General features: G+C 41.4%; 22 protein-coding genes and 1 pseudogene. 15 read left to right on the top strand and 8 right to left on the bottom strand.

Annotation, left to right across the window (positions count from 1 at the left end):
• Nucleotides 1–217 precede the first annotated feature (217 nt).
• Entirely contained in the window at nucleotides 218–547 is a 330-nt protein-coding gene (locus IEW82_RS02770; RefSeq protein ID WP_188688709.1) for a PadR family transcriptional regulator, read from the top strand.
• A complete protein-coding gene (locus tag IEW82_RS02765; protein ID WP_188688707.1) occupies nucleotides 547–1,224 on the top strand; it encodes a DUF1129 family protein in 678 nt (225 codons plus the stop codon). Before IEW82_RS02770 ends, IEW82_RS02765 begins: the two co-directional genes overlap by 1 nt.
• A gap of 459 nt (nucleotides 1,225–1,683) precedes the next feature.
• Here IEW82_RS02765 and IEW82_RS02760 read toward each other — a convergent pair whose 3' ends face one another.
• The 4 genes from IEW82_RS02760 to IEW82_RS02745 form a co-directional block, all read right to left on the bottom strand.
• Nucleotides 1,684–2,142 carry a GNAT family N-acetyltransferase gene (locus IEW82_RS02760; protein WP_188688702.1) on the bottom strand — a complete coding sequence of 153 codons (459 nt, stop codon included), beginning with the start codon at nucleotides 2,140–2,142 and terminating at the stop codon, nucleotides 1,684–1,686.
• A 48-nt stretch (nucleotides 2,143–2,190) separates the two neighbouring features.
• On the bottom strand, nucleotides 2,191–2,616 hold the full coding sequence (locus IEW82_RS02755; protein WP_188688700.1) for a MarR family winged helix-turn-helix transcriptional regulator: 426 nt from the start codon (nucleotides 2,614–2,616) through the stop codon (nucleotides 2,191–2,193).
• 702 nt (nucleotides 2,617–3,318) lie between these two features.
• Nucleotides 3,319–3,789, bottom strand: coding sequence for a CBS domain-containing protein (locus IEW82_RS02750; protein WP_188688695.1), 471 nt, complete (start codon nucleotides 3,787–3,789; stop codon nucleotides 3,319–3,321).
• 554 nt (nucleotides 3,790–4,343) lie between these two features.
• Nucleotides 4,344–5,084 carry an SDR family NAD(P)-dependent oxidoreductase gene (locus IEW82_RS02745; RefSeq protein ID WP_188688692.1) on the bottom strand — a complete coding sequence of 247 codons (741 nt, stop codon included), beginning with the start codon at nucleotides 5,082–5,084 and terminating at the stop codon, nucleotides 4,344–4,346.
• A gap of 471 nt (nucleotides 5,085–5,555) precedes the next feature.
• On the opposite strand from IEW82_RS02745, the gene IEW82_RS02740 reads away from it, so the two are divergent.
• On the top strand, nucleotides 5,556–6,080 hold the full coding sequence (locus IEW82_RS02740) for a CcdC protein domain-containing protein (RefSeq protein WP_188688688.1): 525 nt from the start codon (nucleotides 5,556–5,558) through the stop codon (nucleotides 6,078–6,080).
• Nucleotides 6,081–6,126: 46 nt separating this feature from the next.
• Here the strand turns inward: IEW82_RS02740 and putP are convergent.
• Nucleotides 6,127–7,637 (bottom strand): annotated as a pseudogene (gene putP / locus IEW82_RS02735) (sodium/proline symporter PutP).
• Between the two features lie 215 nt (nucleotides 7,638–7,852).
• Here putP and fni point away from each other — a divergent pair.
• The 6 genes from fni (at nucleotide 7,853) to IEW82_RS02705 (ending at nucleotide 14,460) form a co-directional block, all read left to right on the top strand.
• Nucleotides 7,853–8,917 carry a type 2 isopentenyl-diphosphate Delta-isomerase gene (gene fni / locus IEW82_RS02730; RefSeq protein ID WP_188688685.1) on the top strand — a complete coding sequence of 355 codons (1,065 nt, stop codon included), beginning with the start codon at nucleotides 7,853–7,855 and terminating at the stop codon, nucleotides 8,915–8,917.
• 444 nt (nucleotides 8,918–9,361) lie between these two features.
• A complete protein-coding gene (locus tag IEW82_RS02725; protein WP_188688680.1) occupies nucleotides 9,362–10,465 on the top strand; it encodes an ABC transporter ATP-binding protein in 1,104 nt (367 codons plus the stop codon).
• Nucleotides 10,462–11,406 (top strand): carbohydrate ABC transporter permease, encoded by a 945-nt coding sequence (locus tag IEW82_RS02720; protein WP_188688676.1) that lies wholly within the window; start codon nucleotides 10,462–10,464, stop codon nucleotides 11,404–11,406. The genes IEW82_RS02725 and IEW82_RS02720 overlap by 4 nt, the downstream gene beginning before the upstream one ends.
• Entirely contained in the window at nucleotides 11,403–12,221 is an 819-nt protein-coding gene (locus tag IEW82_RS02715; protein WP_188688672.1) for a carbohydrate ABC transporter permease, read from the top strand. The genes IEW82_RS02720 and IEW82_RS02715 overlap by 4 nt, the downstream gene beginning before the upstream one ends.
• A 97-nt stretch (nucleotides 12,222–12,318) precedes the next feature.
• The gene (locus tag IEW82_RS02710) at nucleotides 12,319–13,671 is read left to right on the top strand and encodes an ABC transporter substrate-binding protein (protein WP_188688668.1); all 1,353 of its coding nucleotides are present in this window, start codon (nucleotides 12,319–12,321) and stop codon (nucleotides 13,669–13,671) included.
• 18 nt (nucleotides 13,672–13,689) lie between these two features.
• Nucleotides 13,690–14,460: a glycerophosphodiester phosphodiesterase gene (locus IEW82_RS02705; protein WP_188688664.1), complete on the top strand. Its 771-nt coding sequence runs from the start codon at nucleotides 13,690–13,692 to the stop codon at nucleotides 14,458–14,460.
• Nucleotides 14,461–14,758: 298 nt separating this feature from the next.
• Here IEW82_RS02705 and IEW82_RS02700 read toward each other — a convergent pair whose 3' ends face one another.
• Complete coding sequence (locus IEW82_RS02700) at nucleotides 14,759–15,040, bottom strand: hypothetical protein (protein ID WP_188688660.1); 282 nt, start codon at nucleotides 15,038–15,040, stop codon at nucleotides 14,759–14,761.
• A 169-nt stretch (nucleotides 15,041–15,209) separates the two neighbouring features.
• On the opposite strand from IEW82_RS02700, the gene rlmN reads away from it, so the two are divergent.
• Nucleotides 15,210–16,283, top strand: a complete 1,074-nt coding sequence (gene rlmN, locus IEW82_RS02695; protein ID WP_188688658.1) for a dual-specificity RNA methyltransferase RlmN — start codon at nucleotides 15,210–15,212, stop codon at nucleotides 16,281–16,283.
• A 451-nt stretch (nucleotides 16,284–16,734) separates the two neighbouring features.
• Here the strand turns inward: rlmN and IEW82_RS02690 are convergent, their stop codons facing one another.
• Nucleotides 16,735–17,916: a NupC/NupG family nucleoside CNT transporter gene (locus IEW82_RS02690; protein WP_188688655.1), complete on the bottom strand. Its 1,182-nt coding sequence runs from the start codon at nucleotides 17,914–17,916 to the stop codon at nucleotides 16,735–16,737.
• Between the two features lie 112 nt (nucleotides 17,917–18,028).
• Nucleotides 18,029–18,703 carry a deoxyribose-phosphate aldolase gene (gene deoC, locus IEW82_RS02685; protein ID WP_188688652.1) on the bottom strand — a complete coding sequence of 225 codons (675 nt, stop codon included), beginning with the start codon at nucleotides 18,701–18,703 and terminating at the stop codon, nucleotides 18,029–18,031.
• A gap of 307 nt (nucleotides 18,704–19,010) precedes the next feature.
• Between deoC and IEW82_RS02680 the strand changes: the two genes are divergently transcribed.
• From IEW82_RS02680 to IEW82_RS02660, 5 genes are all read left to right on the top strand, one after another.
• Complete coding sequence (locus IEW82_RS02680; protein WP_188688952.1) at nucleotides 19,011–20,312, top strand: pyrimidine-nucleoside phosphorylase; 1,302 nt, start codon at nucleotides 19,011–19,013, stop codon at nucleotides 20,310–20,312.
• Nucleotides 20,313–20,334: 22 nt separating this feature from the next.
• Nucleotides 20,335–21,054, top strand: a complete 720-nt coding sequence (gene deoD / locus IEW82_RS02675) for a purine-nucleoside phosphorylase (protein ID WP_188688650.1) — start codon at nucleotides 20,335–20,337, stop codon at nucleotides 21,052–21,054.
• Between the two features lie 42 nt (nucleotides 21,055–21,096).
• A complete protein-coding gene (locus IEW82_RS02670; protein ID WP_188688647.1) occupies nucleotides 21,097–21,828 on the top strand; it encodes a GntR family transcriptional regulator in 732 nt (243 codons plus the stop codon).
• 220 nt (nucleotides 21,829–22,048) lie between these two features.
• Nucleotides 22,049–24,049 carry a putative bifunctional diguanylate cyclase/phosphodiesterase gene (locus IEW82_RS02665; protein WP_188688644.1) on the top strand — a complete coding sequence of 667 codons (2,001 nt, stop codon included), beginning with the start codon at nucleotides 22,049–22,051 and terminating at the stop codon, nucleotides 24,047–24,049.
• A 30-nt stretch (nucleotides 24,050–24,079) separates the two neighbouring features.
• A complete protein-coding gene (locus IEW82_RS02660; protein ID WP_188688641.1) occupies nucleotides 24,080–25,798 on the top strand; it encodes a PAS domain S-box protein in 1,719 nt (572 codons plus the stop codon).
• The last annotated feature ends 24 nt before the right edge of the window (nucleotides 25,799–25,822 follow it).

The following is a 25,822-nucleotide window of genomic DNA, read 5'->3' as shown; positions in this document are numbered from 1 at the left end:
ACGATAATTGTTGACAGGTGTGCTTACACATTTTAGGTGAAAGGAGAATGACTGTGTGAGAGAGTCCTATGTTCTCTCCTTTAATCTTTTTTTCTGTATCTTCTTGTGTTTTTAGAAACTTTTTTGTAAACTAAGAGCAAAGCTATTTTGCATGACAAGATAGCTGATTTTTAGAACTAGTATCTTGTTATACATGATAGGTAAGGAATGCATATAAATGGCGATGAGAAGTCAGTTATTAAAAGGGATATTAGAGGGATGCATCTTATCCATTATTCACAAAGAAAGTGTTTACGGATATGAGCTGTCACAAAAGCTCCAAGCCTTCGGTCTCAATGATGTCAGTGAAGGGTCTATTTATCCTATTCTGCTCCGCCTGCAAAAGGAGCAGTTCATCGAAGGGGAAATGAGGCCTTCGCTAACTGGTCCTAAGCGAAAGTATTATAAAACGACAGAAAAAGGTTTAGAGGCTTTAATCGCCTTTCAGCAAGAATGGAACAGCATTCAAAAACCCGTGGAAACCATTATTAATTGGGGGTTAAACTAATGCATGCGAAACAATTAATCGAAGAAAATAACCTTAAGCGAAATCAATTGACAGAGGAAAATGAGAAGTACTATGAGGATATGCTCATATATATCCGTACCCATCTCTTCATTTCTGAACAACAGACCGAAGAATTAGTCATGGAATTATTGGATCATTTAATTGAAGCTCAAGAAGCCGGTAAGTCAGCCCAAGACGTGTTTGGTGACGACCCGAAAACTTATTGTGATGACATGATTAAACATTTACCTAAAGAAAAAGGAAAAAATGCAGCTGTTTTTATAGGCTACTTAAACCTTCAGTTTCTCGGTTTTTCCGCATTAGCAAGTGGAGCTGTCACCATCATCGCAAGCTTTTTTACACAAGTGAATCCTTCAATCGCCATTGGCTCTTCTCTTCTTACTTTCATCATTGATATAGGTGTGATTTTCGCTACCATTGCCTTCATTTTTATGTGGATCAGGCGCTCTATGTTCAAAAGGTCGAATAAGATAAAAGCCGGTATCGTCATCGGAAGTCTCAGTGCTTTAACAATGGCTATCTTTATTTTCGTTCCCAGACTCATGCCTTCCTTCGGCTATCGGATTGAAATCGGAGGATACGAGTATCTTCTTGCTGGTCTGGTCATTCTGGTTATTTCTAAAATCATCAATCGAAAATTTCACATAACTAAATAAGGATGCCCTCATAGGGAATCAGTAAACATCTAAAAGAGGGGGAGAAAAAACGAAAAGAAATTACCCCCTCATACCGAACGATAAGTAGCCAGGGAAACGGGAAGTGTAATGAAAATACGGAGACTCTTACGGAAACGGGGCGAGGGTGACTTCACGAATAAACGACGCGTTGTTCCGAGGAAGCTGACGACAAAGCAAGTCTAGCAGACGCAGGAACAGGCGTTTCTTAGTCTAAGCCTCTTACATTTTCAAGGACCTTCGACTAAAAGCATCACATCCATGTGACAACATTGAAGCTAGCGTATCCTGCGCGTCTGAGGCGGTGTCCGTGGAAAACGAAGTATTTTGACGGAGTGCTTCATGACTCATTCAAAATCGAAACGCATCCCTTCAAAGTAGTGAATGCGTTCGGATTCTCTATGAGCTGAATACTTCTGTTCCAGCTCCTTCCTTTTTTAACTAAAACACTTTTTCAGCCTCTAATTCAAGCCATTCATCACTGGCGTTGAAGCCAAATTTTTCATAGACTGGTCTACCTAATTTAGAAGCGCTAAGCCATATTTTCATAACACCTAAGGCTTTCGCTTCCTCAACTAATTTTGTGAGAAGTCGAGTGGCGATGCCATTTCCACGATACTCTTCTTTTGTATACATATTTGTAACATAAGCCTTTTTACCACTTTTATTGGTATAAGACGGTGGAAATTCATAAAAAATAATGGCACCACAAGCGATCACTTCCTTATTGTCTTCCACTACCCATTGAATTAATGAGTCATCACTGAGTTTATTTTTGAAAAAGAGATGGAGCTCAGAATCAATGTCAATCTGAGGTTCGATCCCCTCAGCGATTAATTGTTTTTTCCTTAATTCTATTAATGTCTCTATATCATCTATCGTTGCCCTACGATAATTCACTTTCTTCACTTCCTTATAAAATCCTGATAATGGTCAAAAAAGTTTTTCTTAATTTCTTCCTACCGTTTTTGCTCGTCCCCTCATTAAAGCAAAAGCAGCAAAGATGAGTTGTCTTTCTTCATCACTCATTTTTTCAAATAGAAGCTGTTTTAGTTTTTTTTCGTCGAGACTGGAATGGCGATGTAAAACATCGCTTCCCAAGTCGGTAAGCCTTAATATCACCTTTCGCTCATCCTTGGTACTACGGCTTTTAAAGACATAGCCTTTTTCTATTAAGCGTTTAATATGCTCCGATGCAGTGTTGTGGGACACCTGGATGGCTTTAGCGATTACTTTTATCCCCACTTCATTCTCTTTTTCAATCACTTGCATAATCCGGATGCTTTGGTGCGTTATTTTTTCGTGATGGGTATAGCGCAAGTGATAGTAAATATCCGTCCAAAGTTGATTTAATTGTTCAATTTCTCTTAACATAGAATCCCCCTTTATATCGTCTATTAAGATTATATCTTATTATACGACATTTATAAAGGAGAAAATACCTTCTTTGAAGAATGGCAATAGCTTTTAGTTTAAAGTGGTATACTCCTCTTGAAAAGCTTCATTTATCATATCATTATATAATTGACAACACCTTACTGCTATTTACCCTTAGTGGTGAGTGTGAAGGGAGTATCCTCACAGGTAAAGACGTCGTAGAGGCTCAATGGATTGACTGCAAACCTTTCTAATGTTTTTCATACATAAACCAATGTGTCTTTTAGTAATTGATTAACATGTAGTTGATTAAATTAAACATTGTTATGATCGTCCCAAGGATTTTACCTTTTTTATTTGTTCCGTTGTATTTACACATGAATTTGAAATAGATTACCGATTGGATTTTTTAGTAGGCAACTTTTGATTCTTAATCTACTCATTCGTTTTGAAAGGAATGTTGAAATTCCTTTTTCGGCCATTGATTCAATATAAAATCTTAGGGTTTCAAAGGGAAAGGTTAGAGAACTTATTGCTTAAATAATTCAAAAAGATCTCATCCATTTTAGATGAGATCTCCAACTTATGCCATTTTTGCTATGGCTTCAATAACGAATTTTGTTGAAGAGCAAAGGGTGAACCTGAACTATGAGCTAGTGTTGAAAAAAGTGTTTCCTTTTTACATAAGAATTTTATGGCTCAATCCTTTTGATTAGCAATGATCATTTTTGATAGGTTATGGACAATATCGCCTCTGCTGATGACACCGATCACTTCGTGGTTTTCATTCAATACAGGCAGCTTTTTGAAATGGTGTTGAGAAAGGAGGCGTAGGGCGACGTCAAAGTCATCCTCTTCATTGACAGTATATAGGGTTCTTTTGTGCATCATATCGGAAACAGGCTTATTCACTTTTCTGTTTAAGACCTCTTGAGCCGTCTCTCCCTTTTCTATATAGACGGTAAAGAAAAGATCGTGAATTGATTCCTCTCTGGGGGAAAGGTAGCGGAGAATATCCCCATCACTAATCATGCCAGTTAATTGTTTCGTATTATCCAGAACGGGAACACCGCCAATGCGATGTTGAATCAATAAGGCTAGCAGTTCTTTAATGGTAGTGTCTGGTTGGACAGCGATAACATCCTCGATCATAAAATCTTTGACTTTCATGCTTTTCACTCCTGACTTTGAATTTTTTAGGGGCATGTATAAACAGCTTGTAAGGCTACTTGATGGATAAGGCAAAAATTATTTAATAGCAACGGTCGACTCTTATTTAGTGCGTTTTTAAGCACAAAAAAGGTGAAGGAAAGGGTCAAATTACCCATTTAATAACAAGATACCCTAACTTATGACTATCTAATCTTTTGATAATTAGGATAAAAGATCAGACTCCCATTGAGTGTCCAAATGGGTCTTTTTATCAATACGATGAATATAGTAAGGATTATTACTTTTAGATGTCTTTTAAATAAAAATGGTAACATTAACGTAGGTGTTAATGTTATCGGGTGCAAGAAAGTATAGATAATGGTAAAAGTGAACACGTAACAGCTGGTATAAAAATTGTCCAGAGGATAAAGAGCAACCGGTTAAAATCCATTTCTAAAAGTTTTTCTTTTCTCTTTACTCGCACTCGATTAAGGCACCCATAAGCTCAGATCTGAGCCTATTGGTGCCTATTGTTGTTGTGCCTGCTCTTTTTAACAGGGGACTTAGGAAAGCTATCTAGCTGTATAGCCGCCGTCAATGATGAGTTCAGTCCCGGTCACAAAGGAAGACTCGTCGGATGCTAGATAGAGTGCCCCATATACGATATCCTCAGGTTGGCCAAGGCGGGGTAAGGGCGTATCCTCACGAAGCTTTCCCACATTTTTATTTGTTGCCAGCATTGGCGTTTCGATAATGCCCGGGTGGATGGTATTAATTCGAATGTTATCCTTGGCATACTCAACGGCAGCGGTTTTTGTCAGAAGACGGACGGCCCCTTTTGAGGCATGGTAAGCGGCTGAACCTCCGCTTCCTACGATGCCCCAGATAGAAGAAATATTGACAATTGAGCCACCGCCAGCTTTTCTCATTTCTGGTGTAACGGACTTAATACCCAAGAAAATGCCTCGGGAATTGACGGATTGAATCTTTTCCCACATGTCGAGCGTTGTCCCCTCAATCCCTTCGCGAGTGATGATCCCTGCGTTATTGATTAAGGCATGTATACCTCCAAATTGTGCAGCTGCATGAGTTACCACACGTTGCCAATCCTCTTCCCCTGAAACGTCATGAACAAGAGCGAGGGCTTCTCCGCCGGCAGCCTTGACCTCTTCAGCAATCTGGTACACTGCTTCTTCGGAGATATCGGTAAGCACGACCTTAGCTCCCTCTGAAGCAAATACTTTGGCTTCGACAGAGCCTTGTCCACCTGCTGCACCTGTAATGATAATGACCTTTCCATCTAAGCGCTTCATGGCTTCTCCTCTTTTCTTTAAAAAATCACATGATCAGAATGTCTCACTTTTATTATATAGGAAGGATGTGAATGCTCTCAGTATAATCCTTTTATCACCATCTAGCATCCATAGAGAATACCGGCGATGGGTTGTTTTGACAAACAGCCGAAAAGGTGCAAAAAAATAGCCCAACAATTTCTGTTGGACCGACATAAAAGCATTCGCCATTTCAATGTGAAAAGGAATAAGTATTATCCTTAAATAGTATTATAGAGGAATTTAGAAAGGATAAAAGGAGTTCGTAAGGAAATCTCACAGAAAAAATAATGAAAGAAGGGAAAAGGAATGAGCTTGAGCATACACTGGCTTATAAGAAGAGGTCTATCTAGAGAGAGTTGTATTTTAAAAGGATAGACGTTAAACTAGTCATCAGTGCAAGGGCAGAGCTAGAAATCAAGCGTTAATACGCTATGGTTGTGGAGGAATAAAATGAGTATTTATAGCGTCATTATCATAGGTTTTGTCATTATCTTTGCTTTATATCGGCGAATGCGGCGCTTTATCGGATGGCAGTCCTTGGGACGATCACGCCTGATGATTCGAACCGTACTGTTTTGTGTCATAGGTATTATCATATTGGGGGCGGGATTGATTCATCCTATAAGCCTCATCTCTGATTTGATTGGAATGGTATTAGGTGTGCTTCTGGCTTTCTATAGTGCCTCTGTTACACAGTTTGAGGAGAAGCAAGGCCAGTGGTATTATCGACCGAATTCATGGGTTGGGAGCTTCGTCATTTTTCTTTTCGTTGTACGGCTAATCTATCGCTTTTACATGGTGTACGCCCAGGGATCACAGCTACAAACCGATCAGGCAGAGGGGTGGCAGGCTCTGGGAAATTCCATAGGGCCATCATGGACGGCAGGGCTCTTACTCATCATGTTCGGCTATTTTGTGACGTATAATATTATTCTATTGGTAAAACAGAACAACTTGACACGAGCCGAGCAATAATAAAGCTGTTATAACAAGGCGGACCCATTTTTAGGTCCGCCTTACTTTATTTAATTGGGGCTGTATCTTCTCTCAATTTATTTTCCATATCGGCAAATTGATCAGTGACCGATTGCTCTGGCGCTCTGGTCCAGAGGCTAACAAGAATAACAGCAATTAAACTAAGAATAAAGCCTGGGATCATTTCATATACGTTGGTTTCTGCCCAGTCCATAAAATGTGGAAGGGGAAGATGATGGATGTTCAACCAGAATATCACCGTCACGCCGCCGACGAGCATGCCAGCAAGTGCCCCCAGCGTGTCATCCGTTTCCAATGCAGGCTTAGTAGGATGACAGGTCCGAAGGCAGAGCCAAAGCCAGCCCAAGCGTGGCCAACGATATCCAAAATCGATTGTCCAGTATAAGAAAGTAAGATGGCTATCAGAGCAATGACAAGTACGGCGCCACGACCGACCATAACAAGCTCTCTGTCACTCGCTTGCCGTCTAAAAAAGGTTTTATAAAAGTCTTCAGTCACCGCGCTTGATGTCACGAGCAATTGTGAAGAAATCGTGCTCATAATAGCAGCGAGAACCGCGGCTAAGATAAAGCCAGTGATGAACGGATTAAATAAAATGTCCGCAAACTTTATAAAGACGGTTTCTGAATTGTTGAGCGGTCCGCCATGATGGGAAAAATACGATATCCCAATTAATCCAACGGCCATTGCACCAATAATGGAAATGATCATCCAACCGATCCCGATACGGCGTGCTGTCCGTAATTCACGGGTTGTCTTGATCGCCATAAAGCGCACGATGATGTGCGGTTGTCCAAAATAGCCCAGTCCCCAAGCAATGAGCGATAGAATGCCAATAACAGAGGTGCCCTTAAAGAGATTTAATAGACTCGGATCAATGGAGCGAATATCAGAAAAGGCCTGATGTGTTCCACCGACATGGGTAATGGCAACTATTGGTACCATAATTAATGCAATGAACATAATGCAGCCTTGAACAAAGTCCGTCATACTCACTGCTAAAAAACCGCCAAATAATGTGTAGCATACGACAACGGCTGTTGTAAGAATCAAGCCTGTTGTATAATTCAACCCAAAGGCGGACTTAAATAGGGTACCACCAGAAACCATTCCTGATGACACATAAAGGGTAAAAAAGACGAGGATCACAAGCCCTGAGATGAGTCGCAATAGATTGGATGAGTCCTTAAAGCGATTTTCAAGAAAGTCAGGGATGGTGATGGAATCATTGGCAACCTCAGTATACACGCGAAAACGGGGGGCAAGTAATAGGTAATTGAGATAAGCGCCAATCGTTAATCCGATGGCCAGCCATGCGCTGGAAAGACCTGTGGCGTACATGGCGCCTGGGAGTCCCATCATCATCCAGCCACTCATGTCTGAAGCTCCTGCGGATAGGGCTGTGACAGCGGGGCCGAGTCCCCGATCACCTAGCATATAATCAGATAAATTTGCCGTCTTTTTGTACGAATAATAACCAATAGCTAGCATGGCAATAAGATAAACGGCTAGAGATACGATAACTTCTCCTTGCATCTTCACACTCCTTCATCATTTTTTGAACCTCAGACTATTTTATGAGGTTACTTATATTAGTATAACAATCTCTTTGTCTAGTATGTTTAGATCTAAAAGATCCATAATTTTATAAAAATTTTAAAACATCGGACTATACAAAAGGGCGCCCTTTAATGATTGAAGAGTGCCGTAACTTGCAATACTAATAACGCATAGTCAGGAGGTTATTGGTATTGGCAGATAATGATCAACAGCGTGAAGATAGAAAGGATGAACATGTGCGATTAGCCTTGGCAGCCTCTCGTTCTGTCAGTTCTCATTTTGATGATATAGTCTTTGTCCACCGCTCCTTACCCCATTTGGCCGTTAAAGATGTTTGTTTACAGGTGAACCTGTTCGGAAGAGCGTTGGCGTGTCCTTTATATATCAATGCTATGACAGGAGGCAGCCAAAAAACAGGGAGTATCAATGAAGCATTGGCTACGATTGCTTCAGCGACAGGAATGGCAATGGCCGTTGGCTCGCAGCACGCTGGACTGCGTAAGGAAGAGCTAGCCTCCACTTATCGTGTTGTTAGAAAAGCCAATCCTAAGGGAGTTATTTTTGCCAATGTTGGAGCGGATGTTTCAGCAGACACTGCATTAAAAGTGATTGATATGATTGAAGCAGATGCCTTACAGATTCATGTAAATGTTCCTCAAGAATTAGTGATGCCAGAAGGAGAAAGAGATTTCTCTGAATGGTTACAGCATATTGAAGATATGGTTAAGCGTATGAATGTCCCTGTTATTGTTAAGGAAGTTGGTTTTGGTATGAGTAAGGAAACACTTCATACACTGATGTCCCTTGGTGTTCAATATGTCGATATTAGTGGCCGTGGAGGGACGAATTTCATTGGGATTGAAAATCGACGAAGAGCTCAGAAGGAATATAGTTATATCTCCACATGGGGACAAACCACAGCAATAGCACTCCTTGAAGCCCAAGCTTATCGAACTAGATTAACGTATTTTGCCTCAGGCGGAGTGCGCCATCCTCTTGATATGACGAAGTGCTTAGCTTTAGGTGCAAAGGCTGTCGGCATCGCCAGTCCTGTTCTCCGTGTCCTTCAGGAACAAGGAGTGGAGCAGGCGGTGGAGGTAATGCTGCAATGGCAGGAGCAATTGAAGGTACTGTGGACCATGCTCGGTGCGAAAAATAGCGAAGAGCTCCTCACCTGTCCAATCGTAGTTATGAATGAAGTAAAAGAGTGGTGTGATGTTCGCCAGATAGATGTGACTGAACTGGCACAAAGGTAATCAGAGATAAAGTCTTTGATGAGAAGAAAGGCGTCTCTTAAGTCTCGAGAAGAGATGGGGATTATAAGTCATTTGTAGAAGCCGTTCGACCCTAATAGGAAGTTGAGGGATGATCAGACGAATGGAGAACGTACTACTGACGGCATCCCATTATACTAAGCGTTAAAAAATACTACAAAAATTGACGAATACCCTCTATTTTAGAAGACTTTCTTTAAAATTTTTAAGAAATAGATAAGCTGGTAAAGGCTTGTTAAGTCTATCACATTGACTTAGAGCCTTGGTTGTCTTTATTCTGTTCTAGTCATTGCATGATTAGCATCCTTCGTTTTGAAAAGACAGTAAAGAATACGTAAATGACGGGTTAAGTTCTTGTATAAAGGGCATTATGCCCTTTTTTTTATGCTATCGTTTAGTTGAAAATCAGGACAAAGGGGGATGCACATGACCCAAATTGAGATGAAAGCTGTGTCCAAAACCTACAATAAGAAAAACACGGTTTTAAAGGGCATTGATTTTTCTGTTGAAAAAGGTGAATTTTTTATCCTTGTTGGTCCGTCTGGATGTGGCAAGAGTACCATCTTACGGATGATTGCCGGATTAGAGGAAATATCTGAGGGGCAGTTATTTATAGCCAATCGTTTGGCGAATGATTTACTTCCAAAAGAGCGGCAAATTTCAATGGTTTTCCAAAACTATGCGCTATACCCCCATATGACGGTAAAGGAAAATGTCCTTTTTGGTATAGGTCATCTAAAAAATTTATCAAAGGCTGAAAAGGAAAAGCGTCTAGCAAAAGCACTTGAGCTCGTGCAATTGCAAGAATACCTTCATCGAAAGCCACGTGAATTGTCAGGGGGGCAAAGACAGCGTGTTGCCTTAGCCAGAGCGATTGTAAGTGAGGCGCCGATCTGCTTAATGGATGAGCCACTATCGAACTTAGATGCTAAATTGCGTGCACAAATGCGTACAGAAATTAGGCAATTACAGCAAAGATTGGGGTTGACGCTTATCTATGTCACGCATGACCAGGTAGAAGCGATGACAATGGGAGATCGTATCATGATCTTAAATGAAGGGAGCGTTCAGCAGATTGGACGCCCGATAGATATATACAATCATCCAGCCAATACTTTTGTCGCTTCATTTATTGGCTCGCCGCAAATGAATATGATTGAGGCACCGATAATGGATAATGACTTAAAAATTTCGACTAACGCCAGTGTACAGCTACCTTTTTCACCTGAAAAATCTAAATACCTTGTGGGCGTTCGCCCCGAAAAATTAAAACCGCAGGGTGAAACGGGTGATCTAATATTAAAAGTATTTATCAATACGGTGGAACAGCTTGGCAATGAAACCATCCTTGGGTTTCAGATGCGTGATCAGCAGTGGAAAGCAAAATGGAATGGACAATGGACGGTTCAGCCTGACGAGAGAATCTCTGTTTATTTATCACCGAAGGATTTATATTATTTTGATGTCGATTCTCGTGAACAAGTGGTATCGTCTCAAGAACAATGGCAAAGAGGTGGAGTAACAGTATGATGTTAGAACCCTCATCCGTAGCAGAAGTGACGGAGGCCAACCCAACTGCTCAGGTGAAAAGAAAACGGAGAGTTTATAGAGACCTAGTGACGGGGTGGACATTTTTACTTCCTTCTATTGTATTACTCGCGGTGTTTGTATTCTATCCAATGCTTCGCACGATTTATCTTAGTTTTTTTCTAACCGATTTTGCTGGGAATCCGACTGTGTTTGTGGGCTTAAATAATTTTAAAGACTTGATGACATCCAGTGATTACCTATTCAGTCTAGTCTACACCTTGATATTTGTGGCGGGAACGGTGATCGCAACACTCTTACTTTCTTTGTTTCTAGCGCTGCTTGCTAATGAAAAGTTAAAAGGCATTGGTGTTTTTCGAACCCTTTTTGCTTCGACGATGGGGATCAGTGTTTCGGTTGCTTCGGTGTTTTGGATGTTTTTGTTTAATCCATCAATCGGGATGATGAATCGAATGCTTCAGGCTTTGGACCTTCCAACGGTGAGTTGGCTAACTAACCCGCACTGGGCACTCTTTTCCATCTCTTTATCAACGGTTTGGATGAACATTGGCTTTTCATTCTTAATCCTTTTAGGTGGACTGCAAAATGTAAGCAGCTCACTATATGAGAGTGCGCAGATCAACGGTGTTCCCTATTTCTCGCAACTACGAAAAATAACATTGCCACTGCTGTCGCCAACATTGTTTTTTGTCATTATTGTTTCTGTCATCAATGCTTTTCAAACCTTTGGTCAAATTGACATGTTGACGAAGGGAGGCCCTTCTAATCACACCAACTTGCTCGTTTATTCGATTTATCAGGATGCCTTTATCAATCACCAATATGGACCAGCAAGCGCTGAGTCAGTGGTGCTAGCGATAATCATCTTTGGTTTGACCATTTTGCAATTCAAATTGGGTGAAAAGAAGGTGCATTATCAATGAAAAAACGCATGGGGACAAAACTCATTTTATATATCTTGCTGATTCTAGCAGCACTCTTAGTAGGGAGTCCGTTGTTATTGGGGCTATCTTTAAGCTTGATGCCACAAAATGAAATCCTAGCGGGACAGTATTTGCCCAAGACCTTTTCGCTGCAAAACTATTTACAAGCTTTTCAAAGCACACAGCTGGTCCACTACTTAATCAACAGTCTGATTGTTTCACTCGCGGTGATGATTGGGCAACTCTTATTATCTAGCTTAGCTGCTTATGCCTTTGTTTTTCCGAAATTTCGCGGACAACAACTCTGTTTCTATCTATTCATCTCAACGATGATGATTCCCTTTGAAGCGCAAATCATTCCTAATTTTCAAACCATTCGCGATTTGAATTGGTTGAATACTTATCCAGCGCTGGTCATTCCTTTTGTTGCTTCTGTATTTGGTACTTTTTTATTAAGGCAGAATTTTAAACAGCTTCCAAATGAGCTCAAAGAAGCGAGCGATATTATTGGGCTGTCACATTGGACCTATTACTTAAAAATTGTGTTGCCTATGTCAAAAGTAAGCCTGGTCACGCTGGGAACTTATAGTTTTCTGACAACATGGAATATGTACTTGTGGCCGCTCTTGGCGAGCACCAATGACGCTGTTAGAACAGTGCAGATTGGCTTGAAGCAAATGCAGTCCCAAGAAACATTAAATCAATGGGGTGTCATCATGGCGTGCGCCATAACCATTGCTATTCCAACATTATTGGTGTTGTTTTTAGGCCAAAAGCATCTTCAAAAAGGGTTAACGGAAGGAGCAATAAAGTAGAGAAAATGAAGCAAAAAGATCGGATTGAAACGCTAGATAGCAGTGGCATACTTTTAAAAATACGTAAAATCAATCGATGGGTTAGGGAGGAAAAGAGATGTTAAAAAAGCTTTCAGGTCTTGTATTGGCACTTATGCTTGTGGTCGGTTTAGCAGCGTGTGGGAATGGCAGTAGTGCTGCTTCTGCGACGAAGAAGGAAAATGGTCGCATTGTCGTTACTTTTTGGCATTCAATGAGTGGTGAACCACAAAAAACCTTAGAAAAAATTGTAGATGATTATAACCATTCACAGAAAAAGGTACTTGTTAAAGCGCAATTCCAAGGAACCTATGAAGAATCTTTGCCAAAGTATCTGAGTGTTGGTGGAACCGACAAGGCACCAACGATGATTCAAGTCCAAGAAATTGGAACCAAGGCAATGATTAACAGCGGTTTTATCCAACCCGTTCAAAAGTTTATTGATAAAGATCACTATGATACATCTCAATTAGAAAAAAATATCATCAATTACTACACAGTGGATAACAAGCTAAATTCCATGCCCTTTAATTCATCTACTCCTGTTCTATATTACAATGCGGATGCCTTCCAACAAGCAGGGATTAAGTTGAACCCTGAGGATGTTACATTTGAACAGATTCGTGAGGATGCCAAGAAGATTACCGACTCAACAAATGGCCAAATGAAGGGCTTTGCTCTGCAGCCTTATGGATGGTTGTTTGAGGAATTATTAGCTAATCAAAACGGTTTGCTTGTCAATAAAGAGAATGGTCATGCGGGAACACCAACGAAAGCAGTCTTTAATAGCAAGGAAGGAAAAAACATTCTGCAATGGGCTAAAGATATGATTCAAGATAAGACTTTTGTTGATTATGGCACAGGAACCACTGCTGGCGATGATATGACGGCTGGATTTTTATCCGGGAAGGTTGCGATGTTCATCCAATCGTCTGCCAGCATCCGCGATGTTGTTAATAATGCTAAATTTAAAGTTGGTGTAGCTTATCTTCCACATCCACAGTCCATTGAAAGAAACGGCGTAGCCATCGGTGGAGCAAGCCTTTGGATGTCCAAAGGAAAAAGTAGTGCAGAACAAAACGCAGCTTGGGATTTCATGAAATATTTAGCAAGTCCACATGTACAAGCGGAGTGGCATGTCGGGACAGGTTATTTTGCAGTCAATACGAAAGCTTATAGTGACCCTGTTGTCGTGGATGCTTATAAAAAAATTCCGCAGCTACAGGTTTCTGTAAACCAATTACAAGCCAGTAAGCCATCTCCTACCACTCAAGGGGCATTGATGCAAAGCCTTCCGGAAGAAAGAACAGCTGTAGAAACAGCGATGGAGAGCGTCTATAACGGTGAGGATATTGATAAAGCTTTGGACAAAGCGGTTAACGATACAAATAGTGCAATTGAGAAGGCCAATAAAGCCAACGGAGCAAAATAATTTGTGAGGTGAAGACCCATGGGAGAGACACTGATCTTTGGACATCGGGGAAGTAAAGGCACGCACCCGGAAAACACATTATTAGCATTCGAGCAAGCCTGTCAAGCAGGTGTTGAAGGATTAGAATTGGATGTCCATTTGACAAAGGATAATGAGCTTGTGGTCATTCATGATGAAACAATCGATCGAACAACTAACGGGACCGGGTACATCAAAGATTTAACAACCCATGAATTGCAGGCTTATAGTGCTGGACGACCATTTAAGTCGTATCCGCTTTATACCTCATCCTGGGATGAAGAAAGGGTTCCGACTTTAGCAGAAGTCTTTGAACGTGTTGCCGGTTATCCAGTTCAAATTAATATCGAATTGAAGACTTATTCAATAGACTATCCAGAGATTGAGGAGAAGACAGTCGCATTGGTGCATGAGCATCAGCTTCAGTCAAGAGTGATCTATTCTTCTTTCAACTTGTCTTCTGTGCAAAAAGTGAAAGCTGTGGACAGTGAAGCCAATGTCGCCTACCTTTCCTTAGAACCTTTTTCAAGTGTCAAACACCTCATGACCCATTATAATTTTTCGGCCTTACATCTTAGTCAGGCACTATTGGAAGATGAAGTCTCTGAAGCTAATTTTAATGCTACCCCCATCAGGGTATGGACCATTAATTCGGTAGCTCAGATCAAGAAGGCATTGGCACTAAATCTTGAGGGGATCATTACCGATTATCCTGAGATGGCTTTGGAATTAAAAAAAGAGCATCTTAAGTCAATAGGCGCTTTGACTTAAATGAAATAGGGGCAGGAGACGTCTGGAATAAGTTAAGTTTACTATTTGAGAATAACGAGACGGGGACAGACAGTGGTATTTGTCCTATTTATAGATAAGCCGAACGCATTCACATCTTGAATGCGTTCGGCTGTTATGTGCCTTCAAGAGTATCTGTCCCTACTCCAATAAATTTTTTGTTCATCTCTTTAGCAGCGCACTTCTACTTAATGACGATCAGGCGGACAAGGCTAATCATAGGGACTTCAAAAGGATTAGGCATGGCTTTGTACGAGTCTTCTTGATGAAGTTCCCATTTTTAAAAATGGGGATTATATGAGCAATTTAAAATCCAAACAGAATCGTGTTTTTCAAAAAGTTCATCCTGTCTTGCTACAATGTCAGGGTCAATGTCTTCAAAGTGAATGTCGCCCACATAGCGAACCACATAGCTGTGTTGTTTGTGTTTCTGTAGGATGTCTTGAACCTTTTGTTGTGCTGCTGCTCTTGGTTCATCTGTTGTTTTACAAAAGACACTTAAAATTTCCTTGTGGACTTGATCATCTGCTAAAAAGACATGACATGTATAGTGGGTATTCATTCTATTTATCCTCTTTTGCTTGGATTAAGTGCTTTTATATTATGATGAGTGATGGAAAAAATTATGCGTTATCTTAGCTGGCTTTTGCCTTGAACTAATGGAATATCTATAGGATAATAAATAAGTTATGACTTGAACGTATTTAAGCATTTGTAGAGAGGGGTAACTAATGAATCAGTCATCCATTTATGGGTTAACATTCGAGCAACTCACGTCATGGCTTATTGAACACGGACAAAAAAAGTTTCGCGCGACACAGATTTGGGATTGGCTCTATAAAAAAAGAGTCACAGAATTCTCTGAGATGAAAAATATTAACAAAGACTGCATAGACTTACTTGCAGATCACTTTGTTATTCATACATTAAAGCAAGAGATTAAGCAGGAATCTACGGATGGAACCATCAAGTTTTTATTCAAACTCCAAGATGGTAATCTGATTGAAACAGTCTTAATGCGCCATCACTATGGACTATCTGTCTGTGTGACGACCCAGGTCGGCTGCAATATCGGTTGCACATTTTGTGCGAGTGGCATCTTAAGGAAAAATCGTGACCTGTCAGGCGGTGAGATCGTCGAGCAAATTATGAAGGTTCAACATCATTTGGATCAAGTGGATAAGGGTGAACGAGTCAGTCACATTGTGGTGATGGGGATTGGCGAACCTTTTGATAACTTTAATAATATGATGGATTTCCTACATGTGGTCAACGACCAACAAGGCCTGGCCATCGGCGCACGGCATATTACCGTTTCTACAAGCGGCCTAGCACATAAGATTTATGAATTTGCTGATGCGAATCTACAGGTCAATCTCGCTATTTCGCTTCACGCACCTAATGATGAGCTTCGTACGCAAATTATGAAGATCAATAAAGCCTTCCCAATTGAAAAATTGATGAAGGCTGTAGACTATTATTTAGAAAAGACCAATCGACGGATTACTTTTGAATATATCCTGCTTAAGGATGTGAATGATCATAAGGAAGAAGCCCTGCAGTTGGCGAAGCTACTAGCTAATAAACGCCATCTTTCTTATGTTAATCTTATACCTTATAACCCAGTCAGTGAGCATATTCAATACGAGCGCAGTGAGCAAGAAGCCATCATGACTTTCTATGAAACTTTGAAACAAAAGGGCATTAACTGTGGCGTACGTCTGGAACACGGTACAGATATCGATGCTGCCTGCGGACAATTGCGGAGTAAACAAATTAAAAAAGAGAAAAGACGCGTTGTCTGATCTCCCACTTCCCGCAGGATTCTAGTCTCCGCATCATGAGTCAGCGGCGCCCGAGGAACACACGATGTTAGAGTGTTCCGAATCTCGCGCCTTGCGCTCCATTCCACTTGACCAGGCAACGAAGCCTCTTTCATATTGGCTGATGCTCTATACTAAGGATAAGGACCGGACATGCTTTTCCCCCGGTTTTTCTTAATGCTAATCAGAAATATCAAGGTGAGAAAGCTTCAAAATCAGGTTGTGAGCGTAACAAAAAGCAGAGGCGGGTTAACGAAAGCCGGTTGCAAAGGAACAAAAGGTCTAGTCATTTTAACAAAAGCCCGAGGCAAAAGAACAAAAGCCTCGACCAAAAAACACATGCAGTGAGCTGCCTAACAAACCAGGGTTTCAAACATCAAAAGTGAATTTAGAGACAAAAGAGAGGGGACCGATTTTGGTCCCCTTTACGCTATTATAAAATCAGTCCGACGATTGTGCCTGATAAGACGCTAACCAAAGTAGCGCCGTAAAGCAGCTTTAAACCGAAGCGGGCGACGGTATTGCCCTGTTTTTCGTTCAATCCTTTCACCGCTCCGGCAATGATGCCGATGGAAGAGAAGTTGGCAAAAGAAACAAGAAAGACCGAGACGATACCTATAGTTCGCGCAGAAAATTGGCTAGTGATTTTGGAAAAGTCGAGCATGGCGACAAATTCATTTGTGACGAGCTTTGTTGCCATAATTCCTCCGGCCTTAATCGCTTCTCCTGCAGGGACCCCCATAATAAAGGCGATGGGTGAAAAGACGTAACCAAGTAGAGTCTGGAAGGAGATACCAAAGATCATGGCAACGATACTATTGATGGCAGCCATCAAGGCGACAAAACCAATCAACATAGCACCGACAACGATGGCGACCTTAAAGCCGTCCATGATATACTCTCCAAGCATTTCAAAAAAGGTTTGCTTTTCACTGTCTTGAACGTCCAGAAAATCCTCTTCAGCAGTGACAGTATACGGATTGATAATAGAAACGATAATGAATCCACCAAATAGATTCAATACAATCGCTGTGATGACATATTTGGGCTCAATCATTGTCATATAGGAACCAACAATCGACATGGAGACCGTAGACATTGCGGAGGCACATAACGTGTATAAACGTTGCTTTGGCAAGTGTCCGAGTTGTTTTTTCACAGAGATGAAAACCTCGGATTGACCGATAATCGCTGCAGCCACAGCGTTGTAGGATTCCAGTTTGCCAAGGCCACTGACTTTGCTTAACACCCAACCAATGCCTTTGATGATGAGCGGAAGCAATTTAATATATTGCAGGATGCCGATGAGAACAGAAATAAATACAATAGGCAATAGGACGGTGAGAAAGAAAGGAGCTTGTCCCTTATTAGCTAGCCCGCCAAAGACAAAGTCGACACCTTGAGAGGCGTAGTCTAATAACTTTTCAAACCCTTTAGAAATAGCTTTGATTAAAACCAGTCCAGCCCCTGTATTGAGCAATAAGTAAGCCAGGATGATTTGGATGATGATCATTACAATGATCGGTCTGATTTTGATGTTCTTTCGATTGTTGCTGGCTAAAAACGCAAGTCCAAAAACGACGAGCAGTCCTAGAATAAATATTAAATATTTCATGACTATCTTCTCCTGTTGGTTGATCTAAAGTCGTGTAGAAGCGCTTTCAAAAAGTGAGAAAATTCAGGAGAGAGAAAATCCTTCCCTCTCGGTTAACCTAATGTTTCGCCTCTTAATAGTCTGTTTCAGAGATCAAACCCTGAATAATTTTCACCCCAGAGCTTGCACCGATGCGACTTGCACCTGCGGTAATCATCGCTTGAGCATCCTCCAAAGAACGCACACCGCCAGAAGCCTTTACCCCGATGGTAGGTCCGACGACATCACGCATGAGACGGACATCTTCAGGTGTGGCTCCTCCGCCTGCAAAACCAGTTGAGGTTTTGACATAATCTGCACCAGCTTTAACTGCGAGCTCGGAAGCCTTTCTTTTTTCTTCATCTGTTAACAGACAGGTCTCGATGATGACTTTAACAAGTGCTCGCCCTTTTGCGACATTGACAACCGCTTCAATGTCCTTCAAAACCACATTTTCATGGCCTGATTTTAGGGCGCCGATATTGATGACCATATCGATTTCCCCAGCCCCGTTTTTTATGGCGTCATCTGCTTCAAAGGCTTTTACCGTGGTCGTGGTTGCTCCAAGGGGGAATCCAATGACGGTACAGACCTTTACATCCGTTCCTTTGAGGGCGTCAGCAGCTGTTTTTACCCATGTTGGATTAACGCAAACCGAGGCAAACTGATAGGTTTTGGCTTCTTCGCAAAGGATCGCAATTTGCTCTTCAGTTGCTTCAGGTTTTAGTAAAGTATGGTCAATGTATTTTGCGTAGTTGATACTGTCCATCTCCTATTCTTAAGAGAGTATGCGCACACTAAAAATGTTTACCCCTAAATTGACGGGTTGAAAAGTTGATCATTTGTTTTGTTGTAGGAGGTCAGACCTCATAGCACAATATAAAGAATAAAGGTCAAGAAGTCAAGGGGAAATCCGGCGACTCGCCTTGTTATCTAGTATAATCAGTACAAGGATAATAGACTGTGTGCTCAATGTGAATAGCGTTTACATTTTGGACTTGCAGTTCAAATGGGGATCGATTAATCTATACATGTAGGATGTCAGACAACATGCGAAATGTTTAGGAGTGTACATGATGCGAATTGTAGAGTGTATTGAGAAAAAACGAGACGGGAAGCAACTGTCTACAGAAGAAATCCAGTTTATTATAAAAGGCTATACAGAGGGTGAGATTCCTGATTATCAAATGAGTGCTCTCGCGATGGCTATTTACTTCCAAGGGATGTCGACTAAAGAAGTTGCCGATTTAACCATGGCAATGGTTCACTCCGGGGATACTATTGACTTATCCTCTATTGATGGCGTTAAAGTAGATAAACATTCAACGGGTGGTGTTGGTGATACAACCACTCTAATCTTGGCACCTCTCGTCGCTGCATTAGATGTCCCTGTCGCAAAAATGTCTGGACGCGGGTTAGGCCATACAGGTGGCACCATTGACAAGCTTGAATCTGTTCCCGGTTTTCATGTTGAGTTAGATAACGAGCAGTTTGTGAAACAGGTGAATCAGAACAAAATTGCCGTTGTCGGTCAAAGTGGGAATCTAACCCCCGCGGATAAGAAGCTCTATGCGCTTCGCGATGTCACGGGGACGGTTAACTCCATCCCTCTCATCGCAAGCTCGATTATGAGTAAAAAGATTGCTGCAGGTGCCGATGCTATCGTTCTTGATGTAAAGACAGGCTCGGGTGCCTTTATGAAAGATCTTGATGGCGCTAGGGCATTGGCACAAACCATGGTCCAGATTGGGAATAGTGTGGGAAGGCAGGCAATGGCGGTTATTTCCGATATGAGTCAGCCACTAGGTTTTGCCATCGGAAATGCATTGGAGGTCAAAGAGGCCATCGATACCTTAAAAGGACAAGGCCCTAAGGATTTAGAGAAGCTTTGTTTGACTTTAGGCAGTCAAATGGTCTATCTTGCAGGGAAAGCCGCATCTTTAGAAGAAGCAGAGGAAAAACTAAAAGCTGTCATGGCTAATGGCAGGGCGCTAGAGAAGTTTAAAGTCTTTTTACAATCACAAGGCGGCGATTCGTCAATCGCCGACGATCCATCGCGATTACCACAAGCTCAATATCAGATTGACATTCTTGCTGAACAAAGTGGTGTCATCTCTGAGATCGTGGCGGATACAATGGGTGTGGCTGCCATGCATCTGGGCGCTGGTCGCATTACGAAGGAGACCGTTATTGATCTTGCTGTCGGCATCGTGTTACATAAAAAAATAGGTGATAAGGTCAAAAAAGGTGATGCTCTTCTCACGATTCATGCGAATACCCAGGAACTAGATGAGGTTAAGACACTCATTCATGAGAGTATTAAGATTGCGGATAAGGCAGAAAGGCCAACATTAATTTATGATATCATTAAAGGCTAATCATACTAAGGAGGATGAATGAATGAGTGTACATATAGGGGCAAAAAAAGGTGATATTGCAGAGACGGTATTATTACCAGGGGATCCACTTCGAGCAAAGTACATTGCAGATACCTTTTTAGAGGACGTGGCCTGTTATAACGAGGTCCGAGGTATGTATGGTTTTACAGGGATGTTTAATGGTCAGCGCGTCTCTGTTCAAGGAACAGGTATGGGGATTCCCTCCATCAGCATTTATGTTAATGAATTGATTCAAGAATATGGAGTTAAAAATCTCATTCGAGTGGGAAGCTGTGGAGGCATGCAGGAAAATGTTCATGTCCGTGATCTTATTCTTGCTCAGGCGTCGAGCACGGATTCGAGTATGAATCGTCATGTGTTTTCAGGCTTTGACTTTGCTCCAACCGCTCATTTTGATTTGCTTTATGAAGCGTATCGTTTAGGTAAGGAAAAGGGCTTTACGATCCATGTGGGGAATGTGTTTTCTTCAGATATGTTTTATCGGGATGATCAAGCCCCTGTTAAAAAGCTTATGGAATATGGGGTGCTAGCAGTTGAGATGGAGACCACAGCCCTGTATTCACTGGCTGCTAAGCACGGTGTTAATGCCTTAGCGATTTTGACGGTTAGTGATCATTTACTCACAGGTGAAGAGACAACCTCCGAGGAACGGCAAACAACCTTTAATGAAATGATTACATTGGCGTTAGAGGCTGCATTAGGTCAATCAAAAGAGTCCTAGAGAGTTATAGGTGCTACATGTGACAAGTGGGTGGGGGGCCTTATGTCTTTGGAAAATGTTCAGAAGTCACGTTATATCATGGTTATGGAACGCATTAAGAAGGAAATCAAGGAGGGACACCTTGTCCCTGGTGAACGGTTGCCTTCAGAAAATGTCTATGCTAAGCAATTAGGTGTGAGTAGAGCGACCTTGAGAGAAGCGCTTCGCATTTTAGAGGAAGAAAATATCATTTCTCGAAAGCATGGAATTGGTACGTTTGTCAATCAAGTGCCTGTCTTCTCTAGTGGTATTGAAGAACTGAACAGCATTACGGAGATGATTCACTCTGCGGGTAAACGACCTGGAACAGAGGTCCTTCTTTCCAAATATGTGACGCCCACTGAAGAAGATAAAGAAAAGCTTCAGCTCCAGGACGGAGAGCGTATATTATTGGTAAAACGCGTGCGAACGGCGGATGACAGACCCCTTGTCTATTGTATAGATAAGGTGCCTGCACGTTTATTCTCAGAAGAATCACATCTGCTTGGCGGTTCTTTGTTTAACTTTTTGGAGCAAGAGGCTGAGGTTCATATTGATTATGCAACGGCAGATATCACCACCGTGGGCTATCATGAAGACATATCTGCTCGATTAAAGTGCAGTAAAAAAATCCCTTTGTTGGTTTTGAAACAGCTTCATTATAGTACGTTGGATAAACCTGTCCTTTATTCCATAAATTTTTTCAGGTCAGATCAATTCAGCTTCAATGTCTTAAGAAAACGGACACAACGCTAAATAACATGCAAACACCTCATTTTTTAGAGGTGTTTTATTTTATTAGAGGACAGAACACTCATGTAGAAACTATGAAAAAGTTGATGTAAAATGTCGCATGTTGTCGTATGATAATTTAAAGCTTTGTGTAACTAGAAGGAAAAGGTCCACAGTGTTCAGGGGCTTGAAAGGATGAGAGTCAAGCTTTCTTGCTATCAGAAAGGAGGAGACCTTGAGGAAAATGTTACTTGAAAATTTTATGCCCAAAACAATAGGAACATGTTTATTTGACAAAAAGGGTACGTGTATCATGTACACACACTCTATTGAAGAGATGTTAGGGAATCCTCAGCACTCCTCTTCTTCCTGGCAGTCGGAGCTTTACAAACAATTAACCGGCTCCATGGATGGAGAAGCTAGACATAAGGTGAAAGGGATTACCCTTCATCGCACGGATGGGAGCGTCCTTGAGCTACGTGTGCTGACAATGTCAGTGCACATCGATCGTGAGCATTTAGGGATGCTTTGCGCCATCTTACCGTGTGAACATGTGATGGAAGAGCCTGATATTCTTACTTTTAACTTTGATAGGGCCAAGCCAATATTAGATATGTTAAATGTAGCGATTTGGATCTATGATGCTGAAAAGCAGCAAATGCTGTATGTATCAAGAAGCATTCAAGATATCTACGAGGTTGCTTATGATGTGCGTGCGATAGATGACTGGCCCTCCTTTGTACACCCTGATGACTTAGAAGAAGTGCTTGCAGATTGGCAGGATGTGATTCAAGGGCAGTCAATAGTGCAGCAGTTCCGAATTACAACAGCAAAAGGACAAATGAAATGGTTAAGAGGGCATGTCTCACCGATCATGGCTTCGAATGATCAGCTCAGATATATCATTGGTTTTATTGAGGATGTTACGGAAGCTCATGTTTTGCAAGATAGGCTGATTCATCTAGCTTATTATAATGAATTAACAGAGCTTCCCAATCGGCATCGCGGACGGCAATGTATCAATCAAAAAATTGAAGAAAGCGAAAGGCTAGGGACAACATTTGCGCTTTTAAATGTTAACTTAGACCGTATTAAACGTATTAATACAGCATTTGGCCATGACATTGGCGATGAGGTCATCAAGAAGATCAGTGAACGAATGAAGGGCTTTGCCGATGGGCTAGGCCAGGTTTATCACATTAATGGCGATGAATTTATCATCACGCTTGATACCAAGCATGCGATAGAACAGTACTATCACCTTGCCCAACAATTAATGACGACCATTGAAGACCCGATCTTTGTCAAAGGCTATGATATTTATACGACAACAAGTATTGGGATTTGTGTTTACCCTATAGATGGAAGAGATTATGACACTTTGATTAGAGGGGCACACATTGCTTTAAATAGAGCGAAGGATTTAGGGAAAAGTAATGCACAACTCTATTCCGCAGCAATGGCTTTTGATGAAGAACCTATGAAGCTGTTTGAATTAGAAACAGATTTACGAAAGGCCATTAAAGATGAAGAATTATTCTTTGTTTATCAACCGAGAGTGGATACGAAAACGCAAAAAATTGTAGCAGCAGAGGCGCTGATCCGCTGGAAGCATCCCAATTACGGAATGATCTCCCCCGGAGTGTTCATTCCAATGGCCGAAAAGACGCAGTTAATTAATGATATTGGTGAATTCGTTTTAGATTCAGTATGTCGACAGATCCAAATTTGGCAGTATCAGGGGGTGCCGCTCCATCCTATCTCTGTCAATTTATCGGCAAAGAACTTTTTAAAGGCAGATTTTGTGAAATATATAAAAAGTAAATTAGAACAATATCAAGTGGATCCTGCCTGGCTGGAAATTGAAATTACTGAAAGTGCCTTATTGCTCCCAGATGAGGTTGTTTTACAACAGATCAATAAGATTAAGGATTTGGGCATTTCCTTGGCATTAGACGATTATGGAACAGGTTATTCTTCTATTAACTATATTAAGCGTTATGCGATTGATTGCTTGAAAATCGATCAGTCCTTTATTCAACGTATTAATGAGAATGAAGAGGATGCGGTGATCGTCCGCACAATCATTGATATGGGGAAAGGGCTAAAGAAAAGGGTTGTTGCTGAAGGGGTGGAGACTGAAGCGCAACACCAATTATTAAGAGCCTTTGGCTGCGACGAAATTCAAGGCTATTATTTTTATCGCCCCGTTTCCGTAGAGGCAATTGGCCAACTGTTTCAATGATCCAACTGCATTGGAGAGGCAGGTTATGTCATGTTTTCAACCATTAAACAATTTAAGCATATGCATTTAATTCATAATCACCTTTCAGATATGGTGTTTTTGGTTTCTGTACAAGACTACAATACCTTCTGTTATATCGATGCGAATAAATCAGCGATCGAAAATCTCCCTCTCCCAGCTGATTTTATCGGCAAATCCATTCAAGAAACTCTGCCTCCTACGGAAGCTGAGCTCATCATTTCTTATTATCAACAAGCATTAGCACAAAGACGCTCTTTAACCTACGAGGCAGAATTTTGCCATACCAATGTCAAACACTATTTTGAAACTGTTGTGACCCCAGTCGTTGAGGAGGATGAGTCGTGCCATGTTATCATTGCAATTGTCCGTGATATTACGCAAAGAAAGCTCAAGGAAAAAGCACTTGATCGAACAAAGCAAGAGTTAGAGCTTATTTTTGAACATGCGGCAGATGCCTTATTCACATTTGATAGACATGGGCGATTTATTAAGGTTAACCCTGGTTTTGAACGCTTATTGGGCTGGACGCAGGCTGAATTACAACAGGATCCGACGATCAGTATTATTCCGGAAAAGGATAGGGATGAACAAGAATGGATTCTTAGTCGCTTGGAAAAGGGAGAAGTTATTTACAACAATCAATCTGAGCGCCTTACTAAAGAGGGTAGGATTGTTCACATTCTTTCCTCATATTCTCCAATTATAGACGATGGGGAGTTGATTGCAGGTGTTGCACTCTACAAGGATATCACTGAGCTTAAGAAAATGGAGAACGAACTCATGGAAAGTGAGGCGCGTTACCGTCTGATTGCGGATAACACATCTGATCTTATTCGGGTCGTCAGTGCTCAAGGAGTCACGCTTTACGCTTCACCGTCGCATAAAAAGATACTTGGTGTAGATCCTGAATTTTATATCAATAAATCTTTTCTTACATTTGCACATCCAGATGATATGTTTTTATTGGAGGAGATGCTGGCAACGATTCTTCGCACCAAGGCCCCCTACTCCGTTGAATTTAGGCGGTTGAATAAGCATCAGAAATCGCTGTGGATGGAAGCGCGGGGCAATCCCATACTCGGTGATGATGGTGAGGTTCACACTGTTGTTTTCATCAGCCGTGATATTCAGGAACAGAAGGAACGAGAGGCACACATGAAACATGTCGCTTTACATGACCCATTAACGGATTTGCCGAATAGACGACTGTTTGAAGAGCAGTTGAGTGAAGCGATGAAGCAGTCACAAAGAACGGGTGGAAGGATCGCTGTCTTTTTTATAGATTGTGATCACTTTAAGGAGATAAATGATTCCTATGGGCATGGTGTGGGGGATCAGGTCATTCAGCTTTTCGCTGAACGATTGAGAAAGGCCATAAGAGAAGGCGATGTCGTTTCACGCGTTGGTGGAGATGAATTTCAGGTTTTACTTACCAGTGTTAAGAGCAGGGAGAGTGTGCTTGCCATTGCACGTCGCATGATTAAAAGCATGCGGGAACCGCTTGTTGTCGAGGGACATGTCTTGCGTTTAACAGCGAGTATCGGTATTTCGTTTTATAAAAGAGGCCTGAAAAGCGAAGCAGATTTCTTAGCCGAGGCTGATCAAGCACTATATGTTGCGAAGAGTAAGGGGCGGAATTGTTTTTCTGTATATTCTGATAAATATCAATCAGGTCCATGGCAGCAGCTTAAAAAATTGGTATCGAGAAAACAAAAGCCTCAAGATTAAAAAGTGATTGGTATTTATTTTTAC

This window comes from Pullulanibacillus camelliae (assembly GCF_014642655.1).
Classification (GTDB): Bacteria; Bacillota; Bacilli; order Bacillales; family Sporolactobacillaceae; genus Pullulanibacillus; species Pullulanibacillus camelliae.
Note: the sequence above shows the minus strand (reverse complement) of the source record. Positions and strands in the feature narration are given on the sequence as shown.

Bases quoted from the DNA above. Each gene is read 5' to 3' on its own strand.
- IEW82_RS02770 (WP_188688709.1), top strand. From the start codon at position 218: ATGGCGATGAGAAGTCAGTTATTAAAAGGGATATTAGAGGGATGCATC.
- IEW82_RS02765 (WP_188688707.1), top strand. From the start codon at position 547: ATGCATGCGAAACAATTAATCGAAGAAAATAACCTTAAGCGAAATCAA.
- IEW82_RS02755 (WP_188688700.1), bottom strand. From the start codon at position 2,616: ATGTTAAGAGAAATTGAACAATTAAATCAACTTTGGACGGATATTTAC.
- IEW82_RS02750 (WP_188688695.1), bottom strand. From the start codon at position 3,789: ATGAAAGTCAAAGATTTTATGATCGAGGATGTTATCGCTGTCCAACCA.
- IEW82_RS02745 (WP_188688692.1), bottom strand. From the start codon at position 5,084: ATGAAGCGCTTAGATGGAAAGGTCATTATCATTACAGGTGCAGCAGGT.
- IEW82_RS02740 (WP_188688688.1), top strand. From the start codon at position 5,556: ATGAGTATTTATAGCGTCATTATCATAGGTTTTGTCATTATCTTTGCT.
- IEW82_RS02725 (WP_188688680.1), top strand. From the start codon at position 9,362: ATGACCCAAATTGAGATGAAAGCTGTGTCCAAAACCTACAATAAGAAA.
- IEW82_RS02720 (WP_188688676.1), top strand. From the start codon at position 10,462: ATGATGTTAGAACCCTCATCCGTAGCAGAAGTGACGGAGGCCAACCCA.
- IEW82_RS02715 (WP_188688672.1), top strand. From the start codon at position 11,403: ATGAAAAAACGCATGGGGACAAAACTCATTTTATATATCTTGCTGATT.
- IEW82_RS02710 (WP_188688668.1), top strand. From the start codon at position 12,319: ATGTTAAAAAAGCTTTCAGGTCTTGTATTGGCACTTATGCTTGTGGTC.
- IEW82_RS02705 (WP_188688664.1), top strand. From the start codon at position 13,690: ATGGGAGAGACACTGATCTTTGGACATCGGGGAAGTAAAGGCACGCAC.
- IEW82_RS02700 (WP_188688660.1), bottom strand. From the start codon at position 15,040: ATGAATACCCACTATACATGTCATGTCTTTTTAGCAGATGATCAAGTC.
- rlmN (WP_188688658.1), top strand. From the start codon at position 15,210: ATGAATCAGTCATCCATTTATGGGTTAACATTCGAGCAACTCACGTCA.
- IEW82_RS02690 (WP_188688655.1), bottom strand. From the start codon at position 17,916: ATGAAATATTTAATATTTATTCTAGGACTGCTCGTCGTTTTTGGACTT.
- deoC (WP_188688652.1), bottom strand. From the start codon at position 18,703: ATGGACAGTATCAACTACGCAAAATACATTGACCATACTTTACTAAAA.
- IEW82_RS02680 (WP_188688952.1), top strand. From the start codon at position 19,011: ATGCGAATTGTAGAGTGTATTGAGAAAAAACGAGACGGGAAGCAACTG.
- deoD (WP_188688650.1), top strand. From the start codon at position 20,335: ATGAGTGTACATATAGGGGCAAAAAAAGGTGATATTGCAGAGACGGTA.
- IEW82_RS02670 (WP_188688647.1), top strand. From the start codon at position 21,097: ATGTCTTTGGAAAATGTTCAGAAGTCACGTTATATCATGGTTATGGAA.
- IEW82_RS02665 (WP_188688644.1), top strand. From the start codon at position 22,049: ATGTTACTTGAAAATTTTATGCCCAAAACAATAGGAACATGTTTATTT.
- IEW82_RS02660 (WP_188688641.1), top strand. From the start codon at position 24,080: ATGTTTTCAACCATTAAACAATTTAAGCATATGCATTTAATTCATAAT.